27 protein-coding genes are annotated in these 23,051 nt (G+C 63.7%); 12 read left to right on the forward strand and 15 right to left on the reverse strand.

The genetic code is table 11. The features are described 5' to 3' along the window. The first annotated feature begins 221 nt into the window (after window positions 1-221). On the forward strand, window positions 222-842 hold the full coding sequence (locus tag MUO32_RS07090; protein WP_257947519.1) for a TIGR00730 family Rossman fold protein: 621 nt from the start codon (window positions 222-224) through the stop codon (window positions 840-842). 157 nt (window positions 843-999) lie between these two features. Here the strand turns inward: MUO32_RS07090 and rarD are convergent, their stop codons facing one another. From rarD to cysS, 7 genes are all read right to left on the reverse strand, one after another. Beyond that, window positions 1,000-1,944, reverse strand: a complete 945-nt coding sequence (gene rarD, locus MUO32_RS07095; RefSeq protein WP_257947520.1) for an EamA family transporter RarD — start codon at window positions 1,942-1,944, stop codon at window positions 1,000-1,002. 110 nt (window positions 1,945-2,054) lie between these two features. Next, complete coding sequence (gene cimA, locus MUO32_RS07100) at window positions 2,055-3,671, reverse strand: citramalate synthase (protein WP_257947521.1); 1,617 nt, start codon at window positions 3,669-3,671, stop codon at window positions 2,055-2,057. Between the two features lie 27 nt (window positions 3,672-3,698). Beyond that, window positions 3,699-4,658 (reverse strand): prolyl aminopeptidase, encoded by a 960-nt coding sequence (gene pip, locus MUO32_RS07105; RefSeq protein WP_257947522.1) that lies wholly within the window; start codon window positions 4,656-4,658, stop codon window positions 3,699-3,701. Continuing rightward, window positions 4,655-5,128: a GFA family protein gene (locus MUO32_RS07110; protein WP_257947523.1), complete on the reverse strand. Its 474-nt coding sequence runs from the start codon at window positions 5,126-5,128 to the stop codon at window positions 4,655-4,657. Before MUO32_RS07110 ends, pip begins: the two co-directional genes overlap by 4 nt. 16 nt (window positions 5,129-5,144) lie before the next feature. Beyond that, on the reverse strand, window positions 5,145-5,636 hold the full coding sequence (locus MUO32_RS07115) for a GFA family protein (protein ID WP_257947524.1): 492 nt from the start codon (window positions 5,634-5,636) through the stop codon (window positions 5,145-5,147). Continuing rightward, the gene (locus MUO32_RS07120; protein ID WP_257947525.1) at window positions 5,633-6,115 is read right to left on the reverse strand and encodes a GFA family protein; all 483 of its coding nucleotides are present in this window, start codon (window positions 6,113-6,115) and stop codon (window positions 5,633-5,635) included. The genes MUO32_RS07115 and MUO32_RS07120 overlap by 4 nt, the downstream gene beginning before the upstream one ends. Further along, window positions 6,112-7,545 (reverse strand): cysteine--tRNA ligase, encoded by a 1,434-nt coding sequence (gene cysS, locus MUO32_RS07125; protein ID WP_257947526.1) that lies wholly within the window; start codon window positions 7,543-7,545, stop codon window positions 6,112-6,114. Before cysS ends, MUO32_RS07120 begins: the two co-directional genes overlap by 4 nt. A gap of 304 nt (window positions 7,546-7,849) precedes the next feature. Here cysS and MUO32_RS07130 point away from each other — a divergent pair, with 304 nt between their 5' ends. Both MUO32_RS07130 and MUO32_RS07135 read left to right on the forward strand, forming a co-directional pair. Beyond that, window positions 7,850-7,993, forward strand: coding sequence for a hypothetical protein (locus tag MUO32_RS07130; RefSeq protein WP_257947527.1), 144 nt, complete (start codon window positions 7,850-7,852; stop codon window positions 7,991-7,993). A 178-nt stretch (window positions 7,994-8,171) separates the two neighbouring features. After that, a complete protein-coding gene (locus MUO32_RS07135; protein WP_257947528.1) occupies window positions 8,172-8,354 on the forward strand; it encodes a hypothetical protein in 183 nt (60 codons plus the stop codon). 3 nt (window positions 8,355-8,357) lie between these two features. On the opposite strand, the gene MUO32_RS07140 is transcribed toward MUO32_RS07135, so the two are convergent. Continuing rightward, a complete protein-coding gene (locus MUO32_RS07140) occupies window positions 8,358-9,131 on the reverse strand; it encodes an SOS response-associated peptidase (RefSeq protein WP_257947529.1) in 774 nt (257 codons plus the stop codon). A gap of 60 nt (window positions 9,132-9,191) precedes the next feature. On the opposite strand from MUO32_RS07140, the gene MUO32_RS07145 reads away from it, so the two are divergent. From MUO32_RS07145 to MUO32_RS07160, 4 genes are all read left to right on the forward strand, one after another. After that, on the forward strand, window positions 9,192-9,626 hold the full coding sequence (locus MUO32_RS07145) for an NUDIX hydrolase (protein ID WP_257947530.1): 435 nt from the start codon (window positions 9,192-9,194) through the stop codon (window positions 9,624-9,626). Then, window positions 9,623-10,048, forward strand: a complete 426-nt coding sequence (locus MUO32_RS07150; RefSeq protein ID WP_257947531.1) for a TIGR02301 family protein — start codon at window positions 9,623-9,625, stop codon at window positions 10,046-10,048. Before MUO32_RS07145 ends, MUO32_RS07150 begins: the two co-directional genes overlap by 4 nt. Window positions 10,049-10,140: 92 nt before the next feature. Then, window positions 10,141-10,410: a hypothetical protein gene (locus MUO32_RS07155; protein ID WP_257947532.1), complete on the forward strand. Its 270-nt coding sequence runs from the start codon at window positions 10,141-10,143 to the stop codon at window positions 10,408-10,410. 84 nt (window positions 10,411-10,494) lie between these two features. Further along, the gene (locus tag MUO32_RS07160) at window positions 10,495-11,274 is read left to right on the forward strand and encodes a hypothetical protein (RefSeq protein WP_374708629.1); all 780 of its coding nucleotides are present in this window, start codon (window positions 10,495-10,497) and stop codon (window positions 11,272-11,274) included. Here the strand turns inward: MUO32_RS07160 and MUO32_RS07165 are convergent. Continuing rightward, complete coding sequence (locus MUO32_RS07165) at window positions 11,244-11,882, reverse strand: nucleotidyltransferase domain-containing protein (protein WP_257947533.1); 639 nt, start codon at window positions 11,880-11,882, stop codon at window positions 11,244-11,246. The two genes, MUO32_RS07160 and MUO32_RS07165, sit on opposite strands and share 31 nt — an antisense overlap. A 167-nt stretch (window positions 11,883-12,049) precedes the next feature. Here MUO32_RS07165 and MUO32_RS07170 point away from each other — a divergent pair, with 167 nt between their 5' ends. The 4 genes from MUO32_RS07170 to MUO32_RS07185 are packed head-to-tail and all read left to right on the forward strand — an operon-like array spanning window position 12,050 to window position 15,022. Beyond that, a complete protein-coding gene (locus MUO32_RS07170) occupies window positions 12,050-12,895 on the forward strand; it encodes a folate-binding protein YgfZ (RefSeq protein ID WP_257947534.1) in 846 nt (281 codons plus the stop codon). After that, a complete protein-coding gene (locus MUO32_RS07175) occupies window positions 12,892-13,521 on the forward strand; it encodes an HD family hydrolase (protein ID WP_257947535.1) in 630 nt (209 codons plus the stop codon). Before MUO32_RS07170 ends, MUO32_RS07175 begins: the two co-directional genes overlap by 4 nt. A gap of 2 nt (window positions 13,522-13,523) precedes the next feature. Then, entirely contained in the window at window positions 13,524-14,051 is a 528-nt protein-coding gene (locus tag MUO32_RS07180; RefSeq protein ID WP_257947536.1) for a tyrosine phosphatase family protein, read from the forward strand. Further along, the gene (locus tag MUO32_RS07185; RefSeq protein ID WP_257947537.1) at window positions 14,048-15,022 is read left to right on the forward strand and encodes an NAD regulator; all 975 of its coding nucleotides are present in this window, start codon (window positions 14,048-14,050) and stop codon (window positions 15,020-15,022) included. The genes MUO32_RS07180 and MUO32_RS07185 overlap by 4 nt, the downstream gene beginning before the upstream one ends. Window positions 15,023-15,180: 158 nt before the next feature. Here MUO32_RS07185 and MUO32_RS07190 read toward each other — a convergent pair whose 3' ends face one another. The 5 genes from MUO32_RS07190 to MUO32_RS07210 all read right to left on the reverse strand — a co-directional run bounded on the left by MUO32_RS07190 (window position 15,181) and on the right by MUO32_RS07210 (window position 20,887). Beyond that, window positions 15,181-15,705, reverse strand: a complete 525-nt coding sequence (locus MUO32_RS07190) for a superoxide dismutase family protein (RefSeq protein ID WP_257947538.1) — start codon at window positions 15,703-15,705, stop codon at window positions 15,181-15,183. A gap of 62 nt (window positions 15,706-15,767) precedes the next feature. After that, complete coding sequence (gene nadC, locus MUO32_RS07195; RefSeq protein ID WP_257947539.1) at window positions 15,768-16,673, reverse strand: carboxylating nicotinate-nucleotide diphosphorylase; 906 nt, start codon at window positions 16,671-16,673, stop codon at window positions 15,768-15,770. Between the two features lie 40 nt (window positions 16,674-16,713). Next, window positions 16,714-18,312 (reverse strand): L-aspartate oxidase, encoded by a 1,599-nt coding sequence (locus tag MUO32_RS07200; RefSeq protein WP_257947540.1) that lies wholly within the window; start codon window positions 18,310-18,312, stop codon window positions 16,714-16,716. An 88-nt stretch (window positions 18,313-18,400) separates the two neighbouring features. Beyond that, window positions 18,401-19,480 (reverse strand): quinolinate synthase NadA, encoded by a 1,080-nt coding sequence (gene nadA, locus MUO32_RS07205; protein ID WP_257947541.1) that lies wholly within the window; start codon window positions 19,478-19,480, stop codon window positions 18,401-18,403. Between the two features lie 171 nt (window positions 19,481-19,651). Next, entirely contained in the window at window positions 19,652-20,887 is a 1,236-nt protein-coding gene (locus MUO32_RS07210; RefSeq protein ID WP_257947542.1) for an MFS transporter, read from the reverse strand. A 298-nt stretch (window positions 20,888-21,185) separates the two neighbouring features. Between MUO32_RS07210 and MUO32_RS07215 the strand changes: the two genes are divergently transcribed. Then, the gene (locus MUO32_RS07215) at window positions 21,186-22,178 is read left to right on the forward strand and encodes a magnesium transporter CorA family protein (RefSeq protein ID WP_257947543.1); all 993 of its coding nucleotides are present in this window, start codon (window positions 21,186-21,188) and stop codon (window positions 22,176-22,178) included. On the opposite strand, the gene MUO32_RS07220 is transcribed toward MUO32_RS07215, so the two are convergent. Next, window positions 22,175-23,020, reverse strand: coding sequence for an MOSC domain-containing protein (locus tag MUO32_RS07220; protein WP_257947544.1), 846 nt, complete (start codon window positions 23,018-23,020; stop codon window positions 22,175-22,177). The two genes, MUO32_RS07215 and MUO32_RS07220, sit on opposite strands and share 4 nt — an antisense overlap. Window positions 23,021-23,051: the final 31 nt, after the last annotated feature.

A 23,051-nucleotide genomic window follows, 5' to 3' on the forward strand; every position in this document is an offset into this window, starting at 1 on the left:
TAATCTCTCTCTGACCCGGTTTCCCGGGAGTCCCCTGTGGAAATTGCTACCGATTCCCAATGCCTTGCACAAGGTTCCGGGGACGTTCCGGGCTCTCAGACCTTTGTTTTTCGCATATCGGCGGCACAAAACCACGGCACGGTTTTGCGCGACATGCCCTGGCTCATGCTTTTTCCGTCATTATCCTTGACGGACATCCGGCCGGGTGGCTGAATCCCGCCATGACAGAACAAAACCTTCCGATTCGATCCGTCTGCGTTTATTGCGGCTCCCAGCCCGGCCGTGACGCTTCCTACATCAATGCCGGGCGCCGCCTCGGCAAGGCGATGGCGGAAAACCACCTGCGCCTCGTCTATGGCGGCGGCACCAAGGGCATCATGGGCGCCGTCGCCAGCGGCGTGCTCTCGCATGGCGGCCGCGTCACCGGCATTATACCGCAATTCCTCGTGGATATGGAGGCCACCCGGCATTCGCTGGGACAGCTGAGCGAGCTGATCATCACGCCCGACATGCACGAGCGCAAACACAAGATGTTCGATCGTGCCGACGCCTTCGTTGCGCTGCCCGGCGGCATCGGCACGCTGGAGGAAATCGTCGAGGTGATGACCTGGGCGCAGCTCGGCCGCCACCGCAAGCCGATGGTCTTCGCCAATATCGGCGGTTTCTGGGATCCGATGCTGAAACTGATCCGCCACATGGCCGACGAAGGTTTCATCCACACCGCCCACCTCGTCCAGCCGCTCGTGATCGACGATCCCGAAGAGATCGTCGCCGCGCTCGTGGATCATTGGGCCGGTGACGTGGACCGCGACGGCGAAGCCGAGATTATCGCCCGTCTCTAGGACGAGGCTTCCCGAAAACAGGCACATCACAAGCGGATCGCCGTTCCGTTGCTCCGCTTTTTTTTTGCAAGCGATTGCCGGGCGTGGCGCGAGACGCGCTTCCGGCAATCGTCACCAGCGCCTGCGTCTGCGCGATCCTGAGATCGCTGAGCTGCGCCTATTCCGCGGGCTTCAGCTCAGCGGCGGCCATGCGCCGCGCACGCACGCTGCGCAGCATGGAGCCTGAATAAATGAAGAGTGCCGCCCAGATGAAGACGAAGGCGATGAGCTTGGTCGTACCGAAGGGCTCGCCGAAGGCGAAGACGGCGATGATGAAGATCATCGTGGGCGCGATGTACTGCATGATGCCAATTGTCGAGAGACGCAAGAGCTTGGCACCGTTCGCATAGATCATCAGCGGGATCGCCGTGACGACGCCGCAGGACAGCAGCCAGAGCACATCCGTCATGCCCGTATCGCCGAAATGGCCGTTGCCGGTCGATTCGAGCCAGATCACATAGCCGATCGCCGGTACGCTGAGGATCAGCACTTCGAGGAAGAAACCCTGGTTCGGTCCGATGGGAAGCGCCTTGCGGCAGAAGGCGTAGAAACCCCAGGACATGCACAGGCTCAGCGACACCCACGGCAGGCCGCCCGCATCGAAGGCGAGAATGGCGACGGCGACGGCGGCGAGCGCAATAGCCACGATCTGCGCCCGGTCCAGTTTCTCTTTGAGGAGAACGGCGCCGAGGAAGATGGAGAAGAGCGGATTGATGTAGTAGCCGAGCGCCGTCTCGATGGCCCGGCCCGCACCGATGGCCCAGACATAGATACCCCAGTTGATGGTGATCAGCACCGCCGTCAGCGTCGCCATGGCGATCATGCGCGGCGAGCGGAGCGCCGTCCTGATTTCCGACGTGCGGCCGAGCCAGACGAGCACCAGGCCGGCGAGCGGCACCGACCAGATGATGCGGTGCGCCACCACTTCCGAGGCCGGGATATGGGCGACCGCCTTCATGAAGAAGGGCAGGAAGCCCCAGATCACATAGGCCGTCAGCGCGAAAGCGAAACCGCGCGGCGAATCGCCGGATTGTGGGCCGCTGGTGGAGCTTGCGTCGGCCATGGTGTCATTTCCCGTCGATTTATGGATTTTCCGACGGGATACTCCAAGGATCGTGAATATACCAATTCATTCGGGTGAAGCGATGGTTGAGCGGCGCTGAACCATCGCCGTTACTCCGCCGCCACCCTGCCCGCTTCGCCACGGTTCTTCAGCAGCTTGTAGACGATCGAATCCATCAGCGCCTGGAAGGAAGCGTCGATGATGTTGTCGGAAACGCCGACCGTCCACCAGCGGGCGCCCGAAGCATCGGTCGATTCGATCAGGACGCGGGTGATGGCCTCCGTGCCGCCATTGAGGATACGGACCTTGTAGTCCGCCAGTTCCAGGTCGACGATCTCGGCCTGGTACTTGCCGAGATCCTTTCGAAGCGCCAGATCGAGCGCATTGACCGGACCGTGACCCTCGGCGACGGACATCATGGTCTCGCCATCGACGACCACCCGCACCACGGCTTCCGAAACGGTCTTCAACTGGCCGTTCGCATCGTAACGGCGCTCCACCATCACGCGAAAGCTTTCGACATGGAAGAAATCCGGCACCGTGCCGAGCGTGCGGTAGGCCAGCAGCGCGAAGCTCGCATCCGCGCCTTCGTAGGCGTAGCCGGTCGCCTCGCGCTCCTTGACGATCTGGATGAGCCGGTCGAGCTTCGGATCGTCCTTGCGCACCGTGATGCCGCGCAGCTTCAGCGCATTGATGAAGTTCGCCTTGCCGCCCTGGTCCGACACCATCACCTTGCGCAGGTTGCCGACGCTTTCCGGCGTGACATGCTCGTAGGTGCGCGGATCCTTGAGCAGCGCCGAGGCGTGGATGCCGGCCTTGGTGGCGAAGGCGGAGGCGCCGACATAGGGGGCCTGATGATCCGGCGAGCGGTTGAGCAGCTCGTCGAAGGTGTGCGCGAGCTTGGTGAGGCCGGCGAGCTTTTCCGTGTCGATGCCGATCTCGAAGCGGCTGTTGTAGGTCTCCTTCAGCGCAAGCGTCGGGATGAGCGTGACGAGATTGGCGTTACCGCAGCGCTCGCCGATACCGTTCAGCGTGCCCTGGATCTGCCGCACGCCGGCCTCGACCGCGGCAAGTGAATTGGCGACCGCCTGCCCGGTGTCGTTGTGGGCGTGAATGCCGAGGTTGTCGCCCGGTACGCCGGCGGCGATCACCGCCTTGACGATGGCCTGCACTTCCGCCGGCTGCGTACCGCCGTTGGTATCGCAGAGCACCACCCAGCGCGCACCGGCGGCAAATGCCGTCTTCGCACAGGCGAGCGCATAGCCGGGATTGGCCTTGTAGCCATCGAAGAAGTGCTCGCAGTCGACCAGGGATTCGCGCCCCGAGGCCACGACGGCCTTGACCGATCCGTCGATACTTTCGAGGTTCTCCTCGTTGGAACAGCCGAGCGCCACGCGCACATGATAGTCCCAGCTTTTCGCCACGAGACAGATCGCGTCGCTACGCGAATCGAGCAGAGCTGCAAGGCCCGGATCGTTGGAGGCGGAGATACCGGCGCGCTTCGTCATGCCGAAGGCGACGAATTTCGCGCGGCCGGTGCGTTTCTTGGCGAAGAAGGCCGTATCCGTCGGGTTGGCGCCCGGATAGCCGCCCTCGACATAGTCGAGGCCGAATTCGTCCAGCATGCCGGCAATCGCAATCTTGTCCTCGACGGAAAAGTCGATGCCGGGCGTCTGCTGCCCGTCGCGGAGCGTGGTGTCGAAAAGATGGATACGGTCTTTTTGCATATGTTCGCTCCCTGGGAACGTCTTGTCTTACGGCTTGCCGGCGAATTTGTCGGTCGCGTAAATCAGGCGGTCGAGGATGCCCGGCTCCGAATAGGCATGGCCCGCCCCTTCGATGAGGTGGAATTCCGCGTCCGGCCAGGCCTTGTGCAACTGCCAGGCATATTTTGCCGGGCACGGCATGTCGTAGCGGCCTTGCACGATGACGCCGGGAATGCCGGCGAGCCTGTGCGCCTCGCGCAACAGCTGCCCCTCGTCCATCCAGCCGGCATTGACGAAGAAATGGTTCTCGATGCGGGCAAAGGCGTGGGCGAATTCGTCCTCGCCGAACTTGCCGCTAGTCGAGGGCTCGGGCAGCAGCGTGATCGTCTCGCCCTCCCAGAGGCTCCAGGCGCGGGCGGCTTCGATGCGCGTCGCCTTGTCGTCGCTTGTCAGGCGGCGATGGTAGGCCTGCATCATCTCGTGGCGTTCTTCGGGTGGAATGGGCGCGATGAAGCGCTCCCATTTGTCCGGGAACATTTCCGAGACGCCGAACTGATAGTACCAGTCAAGCTCGCCCCTGGTGAGCATGTAGATGCCGCGCACGACAAGTTCGGAGACGCGCTCCGGGTATTTTTCCGCGTAGGCGAGCGCCAGCGTCGACCCCCACGAGCCGCCGAAGACCAGCCATTTGTCGGCGCCGGCCATGTCGCGCAAACGCTCGATGTCGTCAACGAGATGCCACGTCGTGTTGGCGTCGAGTTCCGCATGCGGCGTGGATTTTCCGCAGCCGCGCTGATCGAACAGCGTCACGTCGTAGAGCGCGGGATCGAACAGGCGCCGATGGCTCGGCGAGATCGTACCGCCGGGACCGCCGTGCAGGAACACGGCGGGCTTTGCGCCCGGCGTGCCGACGCGCTCCCAGTAGACGACATGCCCGTCGCCGACATCCAGCTGGCCGGAAGCGTAGGGTTCGATCTCGGGGTAGAGGGTACGCAAGGCGGCAGTCATAGTTTCATTCCGTGGGCAGGCCAGTTTTCGGTGTCGTGGTCGGGATGCTGGAAGGAGATGATGTGCTCCTGCTGGCTGTAATAGTTGGGGTCGTCATGGACGGGTGCCGCGAAGATTTCCTCCACCCATGGCAGGCGCGAGCCGTAATTGACCTGGATCTGCGGGGCGAGATCGCTGCGGTCGTCGAAGGCGCCGATAGCGATTTCGAGGCCGCCCGGATGCTTGTAGGCCAGAGGCGTGCCGCACTGCTTGCAGAAGCCGCGGGCGATGTTGATGGAAGACTGGAAATAGGTCGGCTCGTCACGCGGCCATTCCACCTCGCCCTCGGCCGTGACGAGCGGGCCGAAGAAGCCGCCGAACTGTTTCTGGCACATGCGGCAATGGCAGATCGACGGGCGGCCGAGCTTACCCCTGATGCGAAAACGCACGGCGCCGCACTGGCAGCCTCCGGTTCGAACGGTCTCAGTCATTTTCAATCCCCATCTCTCAATCTTCTGGCGGCCAATGGTCGGTGTCGTAATCGGGATGCTGGCGGTTCGAGGCGCGGATCGTCACATGCCGCTCCTCGCCGCCCTCGCCTTCATTGCTTTCGCTTTCGGGCAGCTTCGGCAGATGCTGGAAAAAGACGACCCGCGATTCGACGCCGGACTGCGCGATGGGGCGCACGTCATCGGGGTCATCGAGCGAGCCGAGCGTGACATTGATGTGGTCGGCGCCGAGCCCGTCGTAGAACAGCGGCGTGCCGCAGGCTTGGCAGAAACCACGGCGCACGATCCCGGACGACTGGAACCAGCCGGGTTCACCCCGCGTGACGGAAAATTTTTCGCGCAATGCATTGGCGAGCGGCAGGAAATAGTTGCCGGCTGCCTTCTGGCACATGCGGCAATGGCACAGATGCGGATCGCCGAGCGTGCCCTCGACGCGGTAACGCACCGCGCCGCACTGGCAACCGCCCGTATAGATGCGCGAAATGCTCATCGCTTGCGCTCCGGCGGCCAGGTGTCGGTGTCGTGATCGGGATGTTGGTAGGAAACGAGGTCCGCCAGGAACGAGGCCGCATCCTGATCGGCCATGGTGTCCTCGCCCGGCAGGTCGTGGATCGTATCCACATAGGGCAGCTTCGCCTCGATGCCCCACTGGATGCGCGGCGCGATCTCGGCGGGGTCGTCGAAGGCGGCGATCGTCAGCGCCACGCCGTCCGGCGCCTCGTAGGTCAGCGGCGTGCCGCAATCGGCGCAGAAGCCGCGATAACCGTGATTGGACGACTGGAAGCGCTTGGGCTCCCCGCGTGTCCAGGTGAGCTTTGCAGCGCGCAACGAGACGAGCGGCAGATAGAAATTGCCGCTCGCCTTCTGGCACATGCGGCAATGACAGACCGATGCATCGCCCAACGCGCCCTCGACATGAAAGCGCACGGAACCGCACTGGCATCCGCCGGTGTAGAAAGGTGTGCTCACCTTTTCACCTCCCACGTCGTGACGCGCTCGCCCGTTGCAGGGTCCTTGCCGTCCTTGAGCTGGATGCCCTTGGCAGCGAGGTCGTCGCGCAGTTTGTCGGCCTCGGTGAAATTCTTCGCCTTCAGCATTTCGAGGCGGAGCTGGATGAGGCTTTCGACGCTGTCTTCCAGCGCCTTCGAAACCTCGATCTTTTTCGGAGCCACGCCGAGCAGCTCGGCGCTGGCGGCGAAAACCGGCAGCATCAGCGGGTCGCTGTTGGCGCATTGGGCAAGCGCGTGCAGCGCCTGAACCGCGCCGACCGTGTTCAGGTCGTCATAGAGCGGCGCGAGAACGCTTTCGTCCACGCGACCTTCCGCCGGGTTGCCGCCGGCCGGCCACTTGGCGAGAAGGCGCTCGGCCTCCTCCAGACGCTTGACCGAGAAGTCGATCGGCTCGCGATAATGCGTCATCAGCATGGCAAGGCGCAGCACCTCGCCGGGCCATTTGCGGCCGCCAAATTTCTCTTCGTGCAGGAGTTCGGCGATCGTGAAGAAATTGCCTTCCGACTTCGACATCTTGCGGCCTTCGACTTGCAGGAAGCCGTTGTGCATCCAGACATTCGACATGACCTTGGTGCCGTGGGCGCAGCGCGACTGGGCGATCTCGTTTTCATGGTGCGGGAAGATCAGGTCGAGCCCGCCGCCATGGATGTCGAAGGTCTCGCCGAGATAGGCGGCCGACATGGCCGAGCACTCGATATGCCAGCCCGGACGGCCGCGGCCCCAGGGACTATCCCAGCCAGGCTCTTCCGGCGAGGAAAGCTTCCACAACACGAAGTCGCCGGGGTTCTTCTTGTGCGCATCGACGGCGATGCGGGCGCCGGCCTGCTGCTCGTCGAGGGGGCGTTTGGAGAGATCGCCGTAATCGGCCATCGACTGCGTGTCGAACAGCACCTCGCCGCCCGCCTGATAGGCGTGGCCGCGTTCGATGAGGCGCTCGATCAGCGTGATCATGTCGACCTTGCCATCGTCGCGCGGCTGGACGAACTCGGTGGCGCGCGGCTCGTGCGTCGGCTGCATGGCGCCGAGCGCCACGATGTCTGCATGGAACTGGTTCGCCGTCTTCTCCGTCACGCGGCGGATCGCCTCGTTCAACGAGACAGTGCCGTCGGCGATCTCGGCGCCGAAATCGCGCAGCGCCCGCGCGTTGATCTTGTCATCGACGTCGGTGATGTTGCGCGCATAGGTGACGTGGTTTTCGCCAAAGACATGGCGCAGCAGCCTGAACAGCACGTCGAAGACGATGACGGGCCGCGCATTGCCGATATGGGCGAAGTCATAGACCGTCGGACCGCAGACATACATGCGCACATTGTCGGGATCGATGGGCGCAAAAGCCCCCTTCGAGCGCGTGAGCGTGTTGTACAGCGACAGGACCGGCTTTTCGGCCATGGAAATCTCCCAGAAATGCAGAAACCCGGCTGGCCGGGTCGTTTGTCATCCGGAGTTTTTGGGAGACGAAAACGGCCGGGCCAGCGCGTGCGCTAGCGAATAATGCTCCGGCGAATGCAGAGTACCGTTTTCATGCGTGCTTTATCGCGCCCCGCAAGCGTCCGGTCAAGCGGGCGAACGCCTTTCCTAATGAAAATCCTTGACCTCTCCGCCTGTTACCAGGGTGACACGACGGGTCGCTTCCGCATGAGAAAAAGAGGGCATCGAAGCGGGACAAACCGCCGGAAAACCAAGGCGAACCACGATGAAAAGCACCAAACGCGAGGAATGCGAAGAGCAAGAGAACCGCCCGCAACAGGAAACCGCCGGTGGCGGCAATCCGTTCAGCCTCAGGGCCATCATCGCCGCGTTCCTGCAAACCAGGGTCCGGCAGACGCCGCCTAAATGAATGTTACGACGGTCACAATTCTTGACCGTGAAAATCCACCGATTTGGCCTTCTGCCGCAGAGCGATCAAAGTTTGAGCAGAATTTAGCCGAAAGGGCCACTTAAACGCATAGCTCATTGGGGGTCGCAACCGGGGGATCGGGGCGCTGCCTGATGAGAAAAACTTCAGGAGAACGAGAATGCAGAACGAACCCAAGAAACCGGCTGAGACGACGCAGGCCCGCGAAAACCTGCAGGCGCGCTACAAGCCGATCGGCCTGCGCGCCGTGGTCGCCGCTACGCAGTGCAAGCCGGGCGTGAAAACCGAGAAGCCGCGCCGCGAGCGCGACATTCCGGCCGTACTCCAGCCGCTGTTCGACTGAGATCTAGAACAGCGAGAGCTGGCCGGAGGACGGGGGCGCATCGGTGCCCTTTTTCTTGAGCGGCGCCGGATCGGCCCGCTCCTCGACAGGCTCGAGGATGTCAGGCCGCATATTGGCGACCTTGTTGACCTTGTCCGATACCGGGATAGCCTCGAAGAATCCGTCGTCGATCGGCTTCATGAGATCCAGGATGTCACGCGGCTCCTGCGTCTTGCAGTCCAGCCAACGGGAAAAATCCTCCTGGCGGATGACGACGGGCATGCGGTCATGGATGCGGGAAATGTCGTTGTTGGCTTTGGCCGTGAGAATCGCACCGGTATCGACCTCCGAACCGTCGGCCGAGGACCAGGTCTCCATGAGGCCGGCAAAGGCGACGATCTCGCCTTTCTTCGGACGGATGAAATAGGCCTGCGCCTTCTCGCTCTTGTCTTCCGGCCGCCGCCACTCGAAGAAGCCGGAAGCCGGCACCAAGATGCGACGGTGGCGCATGGCGGCGCGGAACGAGGCCTTGCCGATGGCTGTCTCCGAGCGCGCATTGATGAGCAGCGGAAAATCGCGCGGGTCCTTCACCCAGCCCGGCATGAAGCCCCAGCGCACCAGCATGGCCCTGCGCTCCGGCAGGTTGCTGCCGGGTTGCTGCTTTTCGCCCGCGACGACGATCAGGATCGGCTGCGTCGGCGCGATATTGTAGCGCGCCGGCAGGTCATCCAGTTCAGCAAGATCGAAAAACGCCTCGGCGAGGTCCGTCTTGGCGAGCAATGCATAACGTCCACACATGGCGCCGTCATCGCACTTTGCCTATAAGGGGTCAATGAAGCGCCAGAAGACCGGACCCCGATGAAGAAGTCGAAGAAGCCCCAGCCCGCCTCCTCCGCCATCATCGAGCGCGACGGGCGCTACCTGCTCGTGCTGCGCACGAAGCCGCCATCGGATGCGATGTACGCCTTTCCCGGCGGGCGCGGCGAGGAGGGCGAGACACCGGCCGAGACGGCGCTGCGCGAACTCTTCGAGGAAACCGGCATCAAGGCCGAAAAGCCGATGCTTTTCGCGACCTATGATCTGCCCGGCCGCGAGGACGGCCCCGGTAGCCCCTCCTTTTTCCTCTCCGTCTTCAAGGTGAGAGCGGACGCCTCGGCCGTCGCCATCGCTGCGGACGACGCGGCGAGCGTCGGCTGGTACACGGCGGGCGAGATCGCGAACATGCCGGCGCCCGAAAGCGTGCGCGAATGCATCGCGCGGCTGGAAGCCGAGCGGTCGAGGCTTTCCGCATGAAAGTGATTCGCCTTGCCCTGCTCCTTGGCCTCGTCCTTGCCGGCCCGACGCTTGCCCAAAAGGCTTCCGGCGACACCGCGAAGGAAACGCCCGCCACCCCGGCCGTCGAGGAAAAGCCTGCCCCCTATGACGAGCGGCTGGAGCGCCTTTCGGAGATTCTGGGCGCGGTGCACTACCTGCGCAACCTTTGCACGGACAAGGCCGAAGACAACTGGCGCGCCTCCATGCAGCGGCTGATCGCGCTGGAAGCGGGCAACGAACCGAAGCGGCAGGAGAAGCTGACGGCGGCGTTCAACCGGGGATATCGTTCCTTTGCGGCCATCTATACCGCTTGCACCGACTCGGCTGTTGTCGCAGAAGAGAGATATCGTAACGAAGGTGCAACACTTGCCACAGAAATTACCGCAAGGTTTGGAAATTAGCGGTTAATTAACCTCTTTTCTCATGACCCAGTGCCGTTTTGGGAAAAGGCTGCTAAGGTCGTTAACAGTGCAGTAAGAACTGAATGCCGCGCATGGACCGATTGATGGAACCTACTCTCAACGATATCGACGAGATGATCGTGCACGAGAAGATGCAGGCCGCTCTGGAATACCAGAACGAAGCCTGGGCAGACGGCATGGCGGACGGCATCGAGCCTGAAATCATCGCCGATGCCGCAATCGCGCTCGCCATGCGCGAAACGATTCGCATCCACGGTGAAAGTGGCGCGGAGGCGATGCTCGAATCGCTGCGCGAGCGTATGCTGGCTGGAGAATTCTCCCCCGAGCGCATCCTGCAATAGAGCTCTACGGCAAAAGTGCGGGAGCGGTTTTGCGTCTGAATTGCTCGAATTAAATGCTCCAGGCTGGAAAGACAGGTCATGCAGATGTCGGCTGACGGCAAAAAGCTGTTTCGCAACAGCCTCATCGTGTTGTCGGTGCTTTCGGCGACGACGGCGCTCGTGGCCCCTATGCGCCCCGCTTTCGCGCTCAGCGAACTGAAGCATCAGCCGGGTGAGGTGCCGCAGAAGCCGGCGGAAGAGGCCGACAAGGCAGCCCCCGTCGAGGAAAAGCAGCAAGATGCCTCCCCACTCGAACTGCCGCTGCCGGACCCGCTGATTCGCAAGAACGAGACGGTGACCGAGCCCGCCGAGAAGGAGCCTGTCGTCACCGACGACAAGCCCGACGAGCCGCAAAAGCCGGTCGAGGTGCTCTACGACATCAACAAGGCGCCGGAAGCCGTGCGCCGCATGCGCCAGCTCATCGTCGAGGCCGCCGCCTCCGGCGATATCGAGCGCCTGCGCCCGCTGCTCGGCAAGGGTGTCACGGAAACCCAGGTCTCCCTCGTCGAGACCGAGGAAGGCCCGGTCGAAACGCTGAAGGGCCAGTCCGGTGACAGCGACGGCATCGAGGTGTTGGCGATCCTGCTCGACGTCCTGGCGACCGGCTTCGTCCATGTCGGCGAGGGTACACCTGACGACATGTATGTCTGGCCCTATTTCGCCGAAAAGCCGCTGGCCGGCCTCACGCCGCCGGAAAGGGTGGAGCTGCTGCGCATCGTGACCGCTGGCGACTTCTCCGACATGCAGGAGTTCGGCAGCTACAATTTCTACCGTGTCGGCATCACGCCGGATGGTCAGTGGAAGTTCTTCGTCACGGGCGATTGAGCCTGGAGCGCCTGAAGCCAGCCGTGTTCGGGATAGGCCTCGGCAATGCGGGCCTGCAGCCATCGCCGTTGTGCACCATCGAGCTTCGGCAGGGCGTTCTCGAAATCGAGTTCGTCCTTGTCGCGCCGGTATTTTGCCTTGAAGAGCAAAATCGCCTCCGGCGCGAGATAGGGAATGCCGGCGGCTGTCACATGCACCATCTCGCCACGTGGCCGGCGGACCGATGGATCGCGCTTGTAGACCCACGTTTCCGGGTTGCCGCCCTCCTCCAGCATCATGTCCACACGCCAGCAACGCGCGGCGATGTCCTCGCACCACACCTGGGCAATGCCGGCGGCCGGTGCCTCATGCTCGCCGAGCAGTTCGACCTGCCCGTCTCCGACGGCATGGAAACGCATCTCCGGCAGCGCGGCGCGAAAGACGCCGAAATCATCGCGCAGGATAGTGAATTCGAGGTCCTCATGCGGCCGTGTCTCCACCCCGTGCCAGAGATCGAGCGCCCAGCCGCCGACGACGCACCACGGGCGCGCGATGCCGCAGAGCCTGCGGGCGAGTTCCTGCGGGTGCCAGGCGCACCATGCATCGTGGGGAAGTGCCGCCGGGGTCATCCATCGCCTCGTCATCGATTGCGCTCTTCATATCCAATCCGGATCGCGAGACAAGCCGCCCCGACCTTGCGAAAGCGCTGCGGCCATTCTACTTCTGTTTCGACGGCGCACTGATGCGCCAAGGTGCCGGCACAGACCGCCGGCGCATGAAAAATCTGGATCGAACCATGCCTTCCGTCACGCTCTCCGGCCGCGCCTTTCTCCGACTTTCCGGCAAGGATGCAGAGACTTTTCTGCAAGCGCTCATCACCACGGACCTGCCTTCCCTGCCCGAGGGCGAGATCCGGCCGGGCGCGCTCCTGACGCCGCAAGGCAAGATCTTCTTCGATTTTCTCATCCGCCGCGACGGCCCGGATGCCTTCCTTCTTGAAACGACCGCCGAGCAGCGCGATGCGCTCGCAAAGCGGCTGACCATGTACAAGCTGCGCGCCGCCGTCGATCTTGCCGTCGTCGAAGGCGACGAGGCGACCGTTTCCTGGGACGGCGCGGAGCCGGATATCGCCCGCGACGCCCGCTTTGCCAGGGCCGGGCTCGAGGTCTCGCGCCGCCCCGGCGCCGGCGGCAGCGACGATCCGGCGCTCTACGACGCCCTGCGCATCGACACAGTCCTGCCGGAGGCCGGCCGCGATTATCCGCTCTCCGATGCCTTCCCGCATGATGTGCTGCTGGATCTGAACGGCGGACTTTCCTTCCGTAAGGGCTGCTATGTCGGGCAGGAGGTCGTTTCCCGCATGCAGCACCGCGGCACCGCCCGGCGTCGCCCGGCCCTCGTCACGGGTGAAAGCGCCCTGCCCGCCAGCGGCACGGACCTGATGGCGGGCGGCAAGCCGGTCGGCACGCTCGGCAGCGTTTCCGGAACGCGCGGCCTCGCCATCGTGCGAATCGACCGTGCGGCGGATGCCATGAACAGCGGCACGCCGATCACCGCCGACGGTGTTGTCGTGACCCTTGCCCTGCCCGCCTGGACCGGCCTCGCTTTCCCTGAAGAAGCCTCCGAGGTGCCCGCGCAATGAGCGATGCGGCCCGTGCCAAGGCAGAACCCCGCGCCTGGCAGCGCATGCTGTCCGGCCGACGTCTCGACCTTCTCAATCCCTCGCCGCTCGACATCGAACTCTCCGATATCGCCCATGGCCTTGCCCGCGTCGCCCGCTGGAACGGCCAGACGAATGGCGAGCATGCCTTTTCGGTGGCGCAGCATTCGCTGATCGTCGAAGCGATCTTCCGCCGGCAGAACCGCTGCAATGCCGATGAATGCCTGGTCGCCCTGCTGCACGACGCGCCGGAATATGTGATCGGCGACATGATCTCGCCCTTCAAGGCGGTGGTCGGCGGCGGTTACAAGACGGTGGAAAAGCGCCTCGAAACCGCCGTGCACCTGCGCTTCGGCCTGCCGTCCGCAACGCCCGCCACACTGAAAGCGAAGATCAAGAAGGCCGACCAGGTCGCCGCCTTCTTCGAAGCGACGGAGCTGGCCGGCTTTTCCCATGCCGAAGCCGTCAAATTCTTCGGCGCGCCGCGCGGCATCACGCTCGACATGATCGAGATCACCCCCGTGCCTACAGCCGAGGCGCAGCGCCGCTTTACCGAACGTTTCGAGACGCTGGAGCGCGAGCGCGGCCTTTTGGCGAAAGCGATGTGACCATGGGCACGATCGTCGTCGCACCGCTTGGAAAGATCGCGGAACTCGCCATCCGGCACCGCTGTCGCGAGATGCTGAGCCTCGTCGCACCGAAGCAGAACTTCCATCGCCCTGCCGTTATCGATGCAGGGCGCCATCTCATCGTCGGCGTCAACGACATCGCCTTTGCCGGCACGGGCAATCTCGTCGCGCCCGGTGAGGACCATGTGGCCGCCATCGTCAATTTTGCGCGTGGCTGGGACCGGGGGGCGCCACTCCTCGTGCATTGCATGATGGGCGTGTCCCGCTCGCCCGCCGCCGCGCTGATCAGCGCGCTCGCCATCGAACCCGATCAGGACGAACAAGACCTGGCGCAACGCCTGCGCCATGCCTCCGTACAGGCGACACCGAATGTACGGCTCATCGAGATCGGCGATCATGTGCTGGGGCGCAATGGCCGGCTCGTCACCGCCGTCAAGGCCATCGGCCGTGGGGCGGACTATGTCGGCGACAGTCCCTTCGTCTTTTCCGCAAGTCCGGTGGAGCCATGACGGACCCGCGCACCCGCCCCCCGGTCGAAATCGGCCTCAATGCGGCGGTGGTCGCGATTTCGGGCCGCAGCCCCTGCATCCTCGCCATCGGCGGCCATGGCGGAGAACGCGACGCCCTGCCCTTCGGACCTTTCGATCCGCAGCTGCATCGCACGTTCGAAACCAGCCTGCGCGCCAGCGTGGAGGCGCAGACCGCGCTGAAACTCGGCTATATCGAGCAGCTCTATACCTTCGGCGACCGCGGCCGGCAGAAATTACCGGACGAAGCGGGCACGCACATGGTTTCCGTCGGCTATCTGGCCCTGACGCGCACGGACACCGAGGCCAATGAACAGCTTGCGGAAGCCGGTGCGGCATGGCGCGACTGGTACACCTATCTGCCCTGGGAAGACTGGCGGCAGGGCCGACCTGCGGTGATCGACCAGCTCATCATACCCGCTTTGAAGCGATGGGCAGGCGATGTGATGCGCGAGGAGCGCCTCAACACGACGCCTCTGCCGCTGACCCGCATCCGGCTCGCCTTCGGCCTCGACGACTTTCCCTGGGACGAGGAGCGCGTGCTGGAGCGTTACGAACTGCTTTATGAAGCCGGCCTTGCCGAAGAGGCGGTCACGGACGGGCGCACCCGCCCCTGCACGTCCTCGCCAGGCATCGCCATGCGCCACGATCACCGCCGGATCGTCGCGACCGCCATGGCGCGCCTGCGCGGCAAGCTCAAATACCGCCCGGTCATCTTCGAACTGATGGCGCCGGAATTCACGCTCACCGAATTGCAGGCGACCGTGGAGGCAATCTCCGGCCGGCACCTGCACAAGCAGAATTTTCGCCGGCTGGTCGAGGGGGCCGAACTCGTCGAGCCGACCGGTGGTTCGACTTCCGCAACCGGCGGCCGGCCCGCCGCCCTGTTCCGTTTCCGCAGACGCATTCTGGAGGAGCGCCCGGCGCCCGGCCTCAAGGTTGGGACGCGATAACCTTCCAGCGCAGTCGCGCAGGCAAGACCGCTTCGCACTTCGCTGGACCTGCTTTGCCGGAACGTCCCCTTTCGCCTGTTTTGCCACCGAACTCAGGACGAGCCGAGATGAACAGGCGCGTGCGCATCGCCTTCAGCCAGAACCTGGCCGAATAGGACTTACTCGATCACGGCGCAGGCGATCCGGTCGCCCGCGCCGCCGGCCGGGTCGGTGCGGTAATCGTCCGAGCCCGCATGCACGATCAGCGCCCGCCCGCGAATGCCGCGCTCGGCATCGTCGAGGCGCACCATCGTCGAATAGATTTGCGCGCGCATCACACCATCTTCCGCCACATACTGGTTCGGCAGGTCACCCGCATGCGGACCAGTGGCGGCGACGAAACCGTGCGCCCTCTTGTCGGGATTGAAATGCCCGCCGGCCGCCTTGTGGCCTTCGGCATGGTCATCGCAATTGCCGGTTTCATGGATATGCAGCGCCATCCATTTGCGCGGCTCGAGCCCTGATATCTCGACCTCGAAGAGGACGCCGTCATTGCCGGCGCTCAGATGCGCACGACCGGTTTCCTTGCCCTTGACGTCGGTGAAATTCGCTTCCGCCGTATTCTTCGTCTGTTGGGCAAGAGCCGGCGCGCCCAGCGCCGCGAGCGTGCCCGCCATCGTCGCGAGCGTCAAAATCTTCCACATGATGCGTCCTTTCCATGATTGGCCATGGAACCGGAACGCATCTTTCTCCAGGGTGTTCCCCGTCAGCGCACCACGACGTCTAGGCCGATGTCGAGCGTGGGCGCAGCCATGGTTATCTTCGAGGTCGAGATATAATCGACGCCGGTCTCGGCAATCGCCCGGATCGTCTGGAGATTGACGTTGCCCGATGCTTCCAGCTTCACACGGCGCGCGTCGGTGACATAGGCTTCGTCCGTCAGGCCGGCGCAATCGCGGTTGATCTCGACGGCGCGGCGCAAAAGCTCCGGTCCCATATTGTCGAGCAGGATGACGTCCGGCTGCGCTTCCAGCGCCTCCTCCAGCTCCTCCAGTGTCGTCACCTCCACCTCGACCTTGACGAGATGGCCGGCAAAGGCACGGGCTGAGCGGATCGCTCCTTCGACGCCGGCAGCCACCGCGATGTGGTTGTCCTTGATCAGGATCGCATCGTCGAGGCCATAGCGATGCGAGGAACCGCCGCCCATGCGCACCGCGTATTTTTCCAGCGCCCGCAGCCCCGGAATGGTCTTGCGCGTGCAGCAGACCTTCGCGGATGTATGCGCGATCTCCTCGGCGAAGCGCGCGGTGTGGGTCGCCACGCCGCAGAGATGCATGAGGAAATTCAGTGCCACCCGCTCGGCCGAAAGCACCGCCCGCGCCGGTCCCGAGACTTTTGCGATGACCGTGCCGGGATCGAGCCGGTCGCCGTCCTTCACGAAGGCGTCGAAACGGATCGACGGGTCCATCAGCCGGAAGGCTTCGCGCGCCAGGTCGAGCCCGGCCACGACGCCGTGTTCGCGCGCGTTCAACTCCGCCGTCGCCCTCATATCCGGCCCGATCGTCGCCTGGCTGGTTATGTCGCCCGCCCGGCCCAGATCTTCGACAAGCGCCGCGCGCACCTGTTCCTCCACCAGCAACGGAGAAAGGACGGGGAGATAGGAGGTGGTCATGGGCGTGTCCTGCTTCAGTTTCGATGGGACGGCGTCGGTTTCAAGCCGCCGCCGTTTCCGAGAGTTCCGCCGCCACCTTCTCGGCTTCCGCCAGTGTGATGAAGGTGCGGTGTTTCCAGTTGGCCTTCTGTTCGGGGAAATCCGAGCGGAAATGGCCGCCACGGCTTTCTTCGCGCAAATAACCCGCGGTCGCGATGAGCTTGGCGGTCGTAACGATGTTGTGGAAGCGCATGCGGCTGTTTTCACGCTCCAGCGTCACAATCTCGCGGATCGCGGCCTTCAGGCCGTCGCGGGTCCTGATGACGCCCACATGGTCGCTCATGATCCGGCGCAGGCGCTTCAACGCGGCGCTGTCCTCGATCGTCACGAGATCGTCGCTCTCGCCGGCATTCTTGCCCCAGTCGTTGAGCTTCGGCTCCGGCAACATGCCCTTGATGTTCTCCGCGATGCGCGCGGCAAAGACCACGGCTTCGAGCAACGAGTTGGAGGCAAGGCGGTTTGCACCATGCACGCCTGTGGAAGTGACCTCGCCGGCCGCCCAGAGACCGTCGATCGAGGTTCGCCCCTCGGCATCCGTCAGCACGCCGCCCATGTGATAGTGAACGGCGGGGACGACGGGAATCGGCTGAGTGACGGGATCGATGCCGGCGGCGATGCAGGAGGCGTAGACCGTCGGGAACATGTCGGGGAAATGCGCGCCCACCGCCTTGGTGCAATCGAGGAAGGCGCCACGACCGGCCTGTACCTCGGCAAAGACACCGCGGGAAACGATGTCGCGCGGGGCGAGTTCCGCATCCGCGTGAATATCGAGCATGAAGCGGTGGCCGGCGGAATTGACGAGATGCGCGCCATCGCCACGCAACGCCTCGGTGGCGAGCGGCGCGGGATCGCGGCCGATGTTGATGGCGGTCGGGTGGAACTGCACGAATTCCGGATCGGCGATGATCGCACCGGCGCGTGCGGCCATGCCGACGCCCTGGCCGCAGGCTTCCCAGGGGTTCGTCGTGACGGCGAAGAGATGGCCGACGCCACCCGAGCACAGCACCACGGCGCGCGCCGGGAAATGCACGCGGTTCTTCGCCTGGCCGGCATCCGGCCGGGCCACCACGCCCGATACGAAGCGGCCTTCGCGCACCAGCTCCTCGACCACATAGCCTTCGAGAACGCGGATCGACGGCGTGTTGCGCACGGCGGCGATGAGCGCTTCCATGATGGCCTTGCCGGCCATATCGCCTTTCACGCGCACGATGCGGCGCTCGGAATGGGCGGCCTCGCGCGAGAGCAACAACTGCCCTTCGAGGTCACGATCGAAGGGCACGCCGTATTCGAGAAGGTCATGAATGCGCGCCGGCCCCTCGGAGACCATGAAGCGCGCCATCTTCTCGTCGACGATGCCCGCTCCGGCTTCCAGCGTATCGGCGACGTGTTTGTCGAAGGTGTCGCCGGGGCTCATGGCCGCCGCGATGCCACCCTGTGCCCAGGCGGAGGACGCGCCCTGACCGATCGGCGCGGCGGCGAGGATTGTGACGGGACGCGGCGCGAGTTTCAGCGCGCAGAAAAGGCCGGCAAGGCCGCCACCGACGATGACGATATCATCGATGCCGTTCCAGGATTGCGGGCGGAAACTATCAATGGGCATGCTCTTTCCTCCGACACGCCGCTCGACCCTCCTGCCCGGAAGGCGAGCTGCGGGGCACTCCTGCCCCTTCCCCTCCCTGCAGGAGGGTCTACTGCTTCAGGTTCACCATCCGCTCCACGGCGAGGCGGGCGCGATCGGCAATCGCCGGATCGACCAGAACCTCCTCCGTCATGGTCACCAGGCTGTCGAGGATCTTCGGCAGCGTGATGCGCTTCATGTGCGGACAGAGATTGCAGGGTTTAATGAAATCGACACCGGGGAGTTCCGCCTGGATGTTCGACGCCATCGAGCATTCCGTGACGAGCAGCACGCGCGAAGGGCGGTTGTCCTTCACATAGTTGATCATGCCCGAGGTCGAACCGGCGAAATCGCAGACGGCGATGACATCAGGATGGCATTCCGGATGGCCGATGATCTCGATGCCGGGATGAGCTTCCTTGTAGGACAGAAGTTCGGCCGCCGTGAAGCGCTCGTGCACCTCGCAATGGCCCTTCCAGGTCAGGATCTTCTTGTTCGTCTGCTTGGCGACGTTCATCGCGAGATATTCGTCGGGAATGCACAGGACCGTGTCGCTCTCCAGGCTCTCGATCACGGCAAGCACGTTGGACGAGGTGCAGCAGATGTCCGTCTCCGCCTTCACGTCCGCCGACGTGTTGACGTAGGTCACTACGGGCACGCCGGGGTAGCGCTGCTTCAGCAGGCGCACGTCTTCACCGGTGATCGATTCCGACAGCGAGCAGCCGGCGCGCGAATCCGGGATCAGCACGGTCTTCTCCGGGTTCAGCAGCTTGGAGGTCTCGGCCATGAAATGCACGCCGCACTGGATGATGATCTCGGCATCGACCTTGGTGGCGTCGCGGGCAAGCTGCAGCGAATCGCCGACGATATCGGCAACGCAGTGGAAGATTTCCGGTGTCTGGTAATTGTGCGCGAGGATCACCGCCCCACGCTCCCGCTTCAGCCGGTTGATGGCGGCGACGTAGGGCGCATAAACCGGCCATTCGAAGGCGGGAATGAACTGCTTCACCTTTTCGTACAAGTGTTCCGTCTCGCGGGCGATTTCGGGTGTGAAGGTGAGGTCGGGTTTCTCCAGAACGCCAAAACGCTCGGCGGCGGTCAACGGACGCGCGGCCTCGGCTTCTGCCGCATGCGGAGCCAGAACGGTCATGGAACCCTCCTCTTGCGCCGCCTGGTTTCGGCGGCCTCGCTATTTTGCTCAATCTGAGCATAATAGCCGTAAAACAAAACCGGCATTGGCCGGTGGTTCAGATTTAGAAACTTTTGTGACGCTTTGCAAGAACCGCCGCCCGAATTCCTTCGGGCGGCGGCATCATTTCCGTCAGGCCATGGCCGGGCGCGGAACGCTCTTTTCCTGAATGGGCCAGTGCACGATGGCCGCGAAGATACCGAGCACCACGCCAAGCCACCACACCGGATCATAGGTGCCGAATTGGTCGTAGAGATAGCCGCCCATCCACACGCCGAGGAACGAGCCGACCTGATGCGACAGGAAGACGATACCACCGAGCAGGCCGAGATGCTTCGTGCCGAACATGATGGCGACGAGGCCGTTGGTCGGCGGCACCGTGGAGAGCCAGAGCAGCCCCATGACGATGGCGAAGATGATGACGGAGACCGGTGATTTCGGCAGCAGGATGAAGGCCGAAACGGCAACGGAGCGGGCGATGTAGATATAGGCCAGGAAATACGGCTTCGAGTAGCGCTGGCCGATGACCCCGGCGGCCAGCGAACCGATGATGTTGAAGAAACCGATCAGCGCCAGCGCGATCACGGCATAACGCGCATCGATACCGAGGTCGCCGAGATAGGCCGGGAAATGCGCGGTGATGAAGGCGACCTGGTAGCCGCAGACGAAGAAGCCGGACACGAGCAGCAAGTAGCTGCGGTGGCCGAGCGCTTCGCGCAACGCCTCGCCGATCGTCTGCTTGTATTCGGTTGCGGATGTGATGCCGGACGAGGAATTGCCGCGCAAGGGAATGGCGATCAAGGGCACGAGCAGCATCAGCACGCTGAGATAGATCAGGCTGTCCGACCAGCCATAGGCGCTGATGAGCCCCTGCGAGAGGGGGGCGAAGAGGAACATGCCCGCCGAACCCGCCGCCGTGCAGATGCCGAAAGCCATGGAGCGCTGATCCGGCGTGACGTTTCGTGCAAAGGACGACAAGAGGATGCCGAACGAGCCGGAGCCGACGCCGAGACCAACCAGCACGCCGCCGCCGATATGCAGCCAGAGCGGCGAGGTGCCGAACGACATCAGGAAGAGACCGATCGCATAGAGGACCCCGGACATCAGCAGCACGCGCCAGGTGCCGAACTTGTCGGCAATGGCGCCGAAGAACGGCTGGCTGACACCCCAGGCGAGGTTCTGGAAGGCCATGGCGAGGCCGAACGTCGTGCGATCCCAGCCGGTATCCTGCAGCATCGGCAACTGGAAGAAGCCCATTGCCGAGCGCGGGCCGAAGGTGAGTACGGCAATCAGCGAGCCGGCGACGATGATAAGCCAGGGCATGGGCCGGCTCGCGGCAGGTGCTGAAAGGGCGGATGGGGCAGACATGGGCATCTCCAAACAATGTGCCGAAACCTACGTCGCGGCATCAATTAACAAAAGCGAATTTAATTGACCAAGCGATCAGCCGGATTGATGAAATATTTCGATTCAAGCGACCGGCGGAGGTGCTTGACGCGGAACGATTTTGGGCGCATTTCCGCTTCAGGTGTCACAGGACGCCAATTGAACCCGGATAAGATCAATGGACCCCGACAGTCGACTATCGAGAGCGATCGAGCGACCTGTCCGGTAGCAGCCTTCAAGCTTGCTCCGGATGGCGAGAGCGCCCTCCAAGGAGCAAAGCATGCTGCAGATTTATGCCCGCAAGGCTGACCGTTTTTGCCTGCGCGAAATTTCCAATCCCGCCATCGAGCAGGCCATCGCCCCCGCGCTTTGGTACGACCTTCTGAACCCGACACCGGAGGAAGCAAGGGACGTCGAGGCGGCGCTGCACATTTCCATGCCCACACGCGAGGAGATGGAAGACATCGAGCTGTCCGCCCGCCTCTACCAGGAGGATGGCGCGGCCTTCATGACCATGACGGCGCTAACCAATCTCGACAGCGACGAGCCGATCAAGACGCCGATCACCTTCATCCTGCGCGGTCCCACGCTGGTGACGGTGCGCCATGCGGATGCAAAGCCCTTCGCCACCTTCTGCGCCCGGGCGCTACGCGGCAACGGCCACACTTACGAGAACGGCGAGGACGTCATGCTCGGTGTGATCGAGACGGTGATCGACCGTATGGCGGATGTGCTGGAACGGCTCGGCAACGAGATCGACGGCGTTTCACGCGAGGTCTTCCGCAGCAAGAAGGCCCCCTCGCGCAAGAAGACGCGCGACCTGGAAGCGCTGATCGAACAGCTCGGCCGCAAGGGCGATTTCCTGAGCGGCGTACGCGAAAGCCTCGTCAGCATCTCCCGCCTCGTCGCCTACCATGCGGCGCTGGAGACCCCGACGCGCAGGCCCTCGAAGGAAATCCGCCAGCTGGTGAAACTCGTGCAGCGCGACGCCGCCTCGCTCGGCGACCATGCCGCCTTCCTGTCGGGCAAGATCAACTTCCTGCTCGACGCGACGCTCGGCCTGATCAACCTCGAGCAGAACCAGATCATCAAGATCTTCACCGTCGCCTCGGTGGTCTTCCTGCCGCCGACGCTGGTCGCGTCGGCCTATGGCATGAACTTCGAGCTGATGCCGGAGCTGCAATGGCGCTTCGGTTATCCCTACGCGGTGGGTCTGATGATCATCTCCGCGCTGATGCCGTTCCTCTATTTCAAGCGGCGCGGCTGGGTTTAGGCCCGCACCTTCATCGGCCATCGCTCGGTGCGCGTCTTCGTCACGCGCACCGCATCACCCAGGTGGATTTCACCCTCGCCGCGCGGCACGGCGTTCCAGCCGAAGAGCACGCCGGGCACCCGGCGGTCGGCGGACATGCGCTTTTCGGCCAAGCCCTGGATGGGGTTGCCGCCGATGCGTTCGCCGGTCATCTGGTCCTGCGTGGTCATGATGCAGCGGGCGCAGGGTTTGACGAAATCGAAGACGATGCCGTTGATCTCGATCGACCCCCAAAAATCCTCTTCCCAGGGATCGTCGCAGGACACGAGGATGTTGGTGCGGAAGCGGTCCATGCCGACGGGCTCCTGGCCCTTGGCGACAAGCGTCCTGTTAAGATCGGCAAGCGAGCCGGTCGTCGTGACGAGGATCGGGAAACCATCGGCGAAGCCGACGGGTGCCGGAGTGCCGGCCCAGTCCTCGCCCTCGGCGCGATGCGCCTGCGCATCCATGTGGACGAGCTTGACCGGGCGCTCCAGCCAATCCGAAAGCGCATCGTTCACCGCCTCGTCGGCGACTGCGGCGTTGACGGGGCTGTCCCAGATGGTGACCTCGAGACGGTCTTCCGGCTCGAAGCTCGCGAAAATCTGGCGACCGTCCATTTCGAGATGCAGGCTTTCGCCGACGGCGGTCGCTTCGACACGGGCCAGCGCCTGAAGCTCGCGCTGGGTGATGAAGCGGCCATCGGGCTCGACGATCATGAAACGCCGGTCGCCGGCAAGGCCATCGAGGCGCACCGTCGCACTTTCGACGGGAATGGCCCGGCCGCTCTTCAGCGGGTGAATGTTGAGGCCTTCGACCTTCATCGCACGTTCCTTCCTTGAAACTTTGATTCAA

Origin of the sequence: Shinella sp. CPCC 101442 (assembly GCF_024704725.1) — a bacterium.
Lineage (GTDB): Bacteria > Pseudomonadota > Alphaproteobacteria > Rhizobiales > Rhizobiaceae > Shinella.